Source organism: Spiroplasma sp. Moj, assembly GCF_016082285.1.
Taxonomy (GTDB): Bacteria; Bacillota_I; Bacilli_A; order Mycoplasmatales; family Mycoplasmataceae; genus Spiroplasma; species Spiroplasma phoeniceum.
The window spans coordinates 1-6,494 of sequence record NZ_MQTY02000055.1 but is presented as its reverse complement, the minus strand read 5'-3'; the positions used below and the strand labels follow the sequence as shown (position 1 = coordinate 6,494).

Below are 6,494 nucleotides of genomic sequence, written 5' to 3'. Positions count from 1 at the left end.
CTTTCTCTGAATTAATTAATAATTATGGGTTTACAAATAAAAAAACAACCCTTTAATAAGAGTTGTTTTAGCGCGTTTCGTTTTACAGTTTACAATTTGTAAATTGTAATTNNANANNNNCTTTTNCCANAGCNCNCATAGTTTTTACCCTTTATCATTATTATATTTATTAAAGACTAACAAATATAAGCCATGTACTTTAAAAAACTATTTTTTAAATCATATACAACAAGATACTACTATACTTAAATTATTTTGTCAATTTAGAGTTAAAACAAAGAAAATAAAAATGTATCAATTTGATACATTTTAAAAATTAGTTTGTGCCAAAAACATTTTTGAAAACTTCATCATATGTTCCAACTGGAATAATATTCAATGTTTCTTGCACTTCTTTTGGAATATCTTCAATATCTTTAATATTTTTATGTGGAATTAAAATTGTTTTTAAACCACTACGGTTCGCAGAAATTAATTTTTCTCGTAAGCCACCAATTGGTAAGACTTGTCCTCGTAAAGTAATTTCACCAGTCATTCCAATATCTTTCGATACTGGACGATTACTTAAAGCACTGATAATTGCTGTTGTTAAGGTAATTCCAGCTGATGGTCCATCTTTTGGTACTGCTCCTTCTGGAACATGAATATGAATATCATGTGTTTCAAAGAATTTTGGATCAATGTTAAATTTGCCAGAATTTGCTTTTACATAGTCTAACGCAATTGATGCTGATTCTTTCATTATGTCACCTAATTTTCCAGTTAACACTAATGAACCTTTTCCTAAGAAACTATTAACTTCAATTGGTAAAATATCACCACCAAATTGAGTATACGCTAATCCTGTTACAACTCCAACTTGTGATTCTTTTTCTTTTTCGGTATGTTCAAAACGACGTTTACCTAATAAATCATTAACAGTATCTGGTTTAACTGTTAAATTAACCATTTCTTTATTTAAGAACTTAACAATAAATTTCCGTGAAACAGCATTTAAATCTCGTTCTAACTGACGAACTCCTGCTTCACGCGTATAATATTTAATTATTTCATTAATTGCATCATAAGTAATTATTAATTGTCCATCTGCTAAACCATTATTACTTAATACTTTTGGAACTAAATAATCTTTTGCAATATGGAATTTTTCCAATTCAGTATATGATGATAATTGAATAATTTCCATTCGGTCAATTAAAGCTTCTGGAATATTATCATAATAATTGGCTGTTGCAATAAACATAACATCACTTAAATCATATGTTTCTTCTAAGTAGTGGTCAGAAAAGGTTGAATTTTGTTCTGGATCTAATACTTCTAACATTGCACTAGCGGGGTCACCACGATAATCTGATGCCATTTTGTCAATTTCATCTAATAAAAATAATGGATTTATTGAACCAGCACGTTTCATTGACTGAATAATGCGGCCTGGCATCGCTCCAATATATGTTTTACGATGCCCGCGAATTTCTGATTCATCTTTTACGCCTCCCAAGGCCATTTTAACAAATTTTCGTCCTGTTGCTTCAGCAATTGATTTTGCTAAACTTGTTTTCCCAACCCCTGGTGGCCCTACTAAACAAATAATTTGTCCTTTTAAAGATTTAGTCATTGTTTTAACGGCTAAGTATTCAATAATTCTTTCCTTAACTTTATCTAAACCAAAATGATATTTATCTAACACTTCTTTTGCAAATTTTAAATCATTTTTTTCTTCTGTTTTTTCCCATCATGGAATTTGCATCATTCAATCAATATAAGTTCGAATAATATTTGATTCACTTGATGCTTGTGGTAATGCTTCGTAACGAGTGATTTCTTGTTCAATTCGTTCTTTAATATTTTTTGGAAATGGTTCTTTTGCTAATCGTTCTTTATATAATTTCATTTCGTCAGCGGCGCCATCAAATTCATCTAGTTCATCTTTAATTGCTTTTAATTTTTCTCGTAAGTAATATTCACGTTGTTGTTCATCAACTCGTTCTTTAATTTTTTTGCTAATTTTATTATCAATATCATTGGCTTGTTGTTTATTAACTAAATGATCAAAAATAATTTGAAGTCTTTTTTCAACATCTAATTCTTCAATAATTTCTTGTTTTTTTGCCACTGGAATAAATGGTAAAAATTGGGCAATTGTATCAACAACTTCATTCCCATCAACTGAATCACCAATTTGATCTAATAAATCTTCTGGCAAAATATCTTGTAATTCCATTAATTCTTTAATATTCGCTGTTAATTTTTCAACAATTTTATCTTCTGATTTAACAAATGATTTTAAAATATCAATATCAGCAGCATAAAATTCTCCTTCGCGTAAATCTAAAATTTTTACTCGATCAACTGCTTTAAAATTAACTGTTAGACTACCATCTTCCCATACTTTACGAATTTTTAACTCTGCTAAAATCCCAATTCGATAAATTTCAGATAATTTTGGATTATCTTCTAACGGTTTTTTTTGACTAACTAACACAATATGATTATCAAAATCCTTGCTAGCTGTATTGACCGCTAAAATTGATTTATCTCGTCCTACCTCTAATACTTGTTCAAAGCCTGGAAAAATATAACTACCCCGTGTTACAAGAACGGGTACATTTTTTAATTGTGTTATTTTTAAATCCATCTTCAAAACACCTCCTGTTTCTTTTCTTCACTTATATTGACAATATCTTATCTTATTTTAAAAAATATCGCAATATAAATTTAAGTTACACAAAAATTATAACAAAAAAATCATCTCACCTATTGTTTATTATATCTTTACCCCAAAATTAAGGAATACCAGTTTAATACTTAATAATATTTTTATTATATCATAAAAAGAAAGAAAATTCAGCACTTTTCATGCTAATCCAGATTATCCTCCTATATAAAAAAACTAACAATAATGTTAGTTTTTATTCTATTCACCATTATTTTGATATAAAAAGGCAAATACCTTATCATGCATAATTTGTTCTTTTACTTGTTGGTCGGATACTAATTTTGTTTCTTTCAATGCTTTACCATCAATTCCAAATTGTTTTCCTAACTTTTCATATTGTTCATCAATTTCTGTCTCAGTTGCAGTAATATTTTCATTTTGAACAACTGCATCAACAATAACACCATTTTCTAAACGATTCTTAGCGTCTTTAAATAACTCATTAAAAATATCTTCTTCTGACATTCCTGTTCGTTTTTTATACGTTTTTATATCCATTTGTTGACCTTGTAACTTTTGTTCAAACTCATGTTTTAATTGATTTACTTCTTTACGAATAATTGATTCTGGTAAAGCAATCTTTGAATCTTCTGCAATTAAGCGAAATAAATGGCCAATAAAATGATCATATTCTTGTTTTAATAATTGCTCATAAATATTATTTTTAACATGCGCTTCCAATTTAGCTAACGTATCAATACCTTTCAAATTAACATCTTTTGCTAATTCATCATTTAATTCTGGTAATTCTTTTTTTTTAACTTCCTTAATATTTAACTTAAAAATAGCAGGAGTTGATTTTAATTCTTCAACATGATAATCAGCTGGGAAAGTAACATTAATTTCTTTTTTATCACCTGTTTTTAAACCAATCATAGCTTCTTCAAAACCGGGAATAAATTGACCACTCCCAATTTCTAAAGTAAAATCTGTTGCTTTACCACCTTTAAATGGTTTTCCATCAACAAAACCTTCAAAATCAAAAATTACTGTATCTCCAGTTGTAATTTCTGTTGTTTTTGGTTTAAAAATTGCAAAACGATTACGCAATTGATTAATATTATCATCAATATCTGCTTTTTTAACTTCAATTTTTGTCTTTTTTAATTCTTTATCAGTAAAACCAGTATACTTACTAATTTTAACTTCTGGTTTTAAATCAAATTCTAATTGTAAGATATACTCTGTTTTACTAATTTTTTGTACACTTGGAACTGGTGATGAAAATGATTCAATATCTGATTTTTGATCAAACGCAAACTTATAAGCTTTATTAACAACTAAATGATGTGCCGCATCTAAAATTTTTGCTTCAGTTAGATGTTTTTTAATTAAATCAGTAGGTACTTTCCCTTTTCGAAAGCCATGAACCTCTAATTGCTCTGCTGCTTTTTTTTTAGCTTTTTTAATATAATCTGTCCATTCTGTACCATCAATGGTTACATATCATTTTCCAATTCCTTTATCTTGTATTTTTTCCGCTTTAAATTTCATATTTTACTCCTTAACTAATTATTGCACATAATTTATTATAACAAAAAGAATGACTTTAAATAACTTTTTTCCCCAATTTATTTTGCTTTTTTGGTCTAATTCTAAATAATAATTTATTTTATAATTCTTGTTGGGTTAAGTAAGGAAGATATTTTTTTACTATTTCAACTTGAACTGTAAATTGTTCTGCCAGATCTTGGATTACTATTTCTTCGCCATATATCCGATGACCTTGATATATAATTGCAATTGTTAATGCTTTTTCTTCATTATTTTCTAAAAAATAAGGATATAAGTTATAATAATATGTTTCTAGCAAATATAAACAAGTATGGTATAAACTAGGATTATCATTATAAACTCATTGGTCTAATAATTTCATTATGGTTTTAACTTGTTCATTTTCTTTATATGGTATTATTTGACTTGGATTCAAGTGAAAAATACCATTTGTTTTTTTCACTTCAAATATTTCTGTAATTTCTTGTTTTTTTAATAAGTATAATAAATAAATCTTTGTAAAATCAGTGACTTTTTTATTCAGAAAATATTGACGAATTACTGATAAAATTTGTCGTAAATTTTGGTCTTTTAAATATTGAAAAGCTAATAATTGAGTTTCCTCATCAGATGGATTCGCTAAAATATCACTAATTTTTGCTAATGTTCAAACTGTTGTTTCACTTGGCTTTTGTTCTCAAATTTTTTCATTAACTTCTTGTAATAATGTTGTTAATACTTTCTCAACTTGTTGAGGAATATAAGGCATCAACAATTCATCATTAATTTTGATAAGTGCCCCATTGTAATTATGATTACTAATTAATTCTTTAATTTCATTAATTAATTCATCATAATAATTTAATGGTGTTTGCATTTAATAAATCCTCCTTAGATAAAATAATCTTTTATATTATTATAACAATTTTAAAAAAATAAAACCTTATTTAATCATTTAAATAAGGTTTTTAATTTAATTACAATTTAAAAAATGGCGCCCACAGAGAGATTCGAACTCCCGACCCTACGCTTAGAAGGCGCATGCTCTCTCCTACTGAGCTACGTGGGCATACCATACAAATAATAACATAAATTAAAGAATATTTTCAAGAAAATAAGTTTGCTTTTTTAAAAATAAATTTCATCAATAATATTATAATCATGTAATACTTCTGTTACTTTTTTTGTTGGTTTTATTATTATAAATTGCTTTTGAAGGTGAATTACTGCACGATAAATTAAAATAAAAACAATACTATTAATCGTAAATTTCAATAAATTAAAAGGAATAACTATCGGTACTAAAATACTTTTAAATCATTGTACTGTTTCGTGGGGAAGATGTAAGAAATGAGCATACATGTCATAAATAAATAATCAATTAAATAATGTCATTACAAATGAAGCAATAATTGTTGCTAAACTAACATTTATTGTTGTAATTAAATAATCAACTTTTTTTGAAAAATTATTTTTAAACAAGTGATTAAATCCTTTTCGTAAAAAATTATCGCCTAATCAAAAAACTAATAAAAAAATTAAATCTGCTAACATTAAAGGAAATACATCAATGGGAGTATCACCTAAATAAACCATTCGTAATCAACTAACACTAATAGTTAAAAAACTAGCATAAATAATACCAAACAAACGAAGAGATAATAACATTAAAAAATCAGTTAACTCAATTTTTAAAAATGGAGTAACGGGAAAAACTGTTAAATTCATTATTTTACTTAATCATGACAATAAAACATATAAAGCAATCACAATTGCCATTGCCACAATTTTTTTTGTATCTAAGTAAAATAAATTTTTTATTTTTGTTTGCATATTATCACCTTGTTTAATTATAAATTATTTTTAAAATATAGCAAAGTAAAAACTAATTATAAAAATTATTCAGTTAAATATAAAATGCTTTGTATATGATTCATACAAAGCATTTTACATCCAACAATTTATTTTGTTTCAGGTTTAACATTTCCTAAACCAATTGTTGCATTGTATTCATTTTTAGGAAAACTTATAGTAACTATAATGCGATTAAATCCTTCAGTTAAAATTGTAGTTTTATTAGTTTTTGCAATTGATATATTTTCACTAGTTAACTCTTTTACTAAGTTAACAAGTTTTTCTTTAATTTTAATATTTTTAATATCTTCTCTGTTTGTTATTGCCTCTATCGTATCTTTTTTGTTTTTATCAATAGACTTCTTGCATAACCTGGTTATTTTAAAATTCCTATAAAATATATTTAAAATAGAAATTATAGGAATCTAAA

General features: G+C 26.2%; 4 protein-coding genes and 1 tRNA gene. All 5 read right to left on the bottom strand.

Features of this window, described 5'->3' with window-relative positions; translation table 4 throughout:
• Positions 1-316: 316 nt before the first annotated feature.
• Complete coding sequence (gene lon / locus BST80_RS03355; protein ID WP_415745967.1) at positions 317-2,635, bottom strand: endopeptidase La; 2,319 nt, start codon at positions 2,633-2,635, stop codon at positions 317-319.
• A 279-nt stretch (positions 2,636-2,914) separates the two neighbouring features.
• Entirely contained in the window at positions 2,915-4,210 is a 1,296-nt protein-coding gene (gene tig / locus BST80_RS03350; protein WP_415745966.1) for a trigger factor, read from the bottom strand.
• A 118-nt stretch (positions 4,211-4,328) separates the two neighbouring features.
• A complete protein-coding gene (locus tag BST80_RS03345; RefSeq protein WP_415745965.1) occupies positions 4,329-5,087 on the bottom strand; it encodes a DUF3196 family protein in 759 nt (252 codons plus the stop codon).
• A 115-nt stretch (positions 5,088-5,202) separates the two neighbouring features.
• Positions 5,203-5,279, bottom strand: a tRNA-Arg gene (locus BST80_RS03340).
• Between the two features lie 59 nt (positions 5,280-5,338).
• Entirely contained in the window at positions 5,339-6,043 is a 705-nt protein-coding gene (locus BST80_RS03335; RefSeq protein WP_415745964.1) for an ECF transporter S component, read from the bottom strand.
• Between the last annotated feature and the right edge of the window lie 451 nt (positions 6,044-6,494).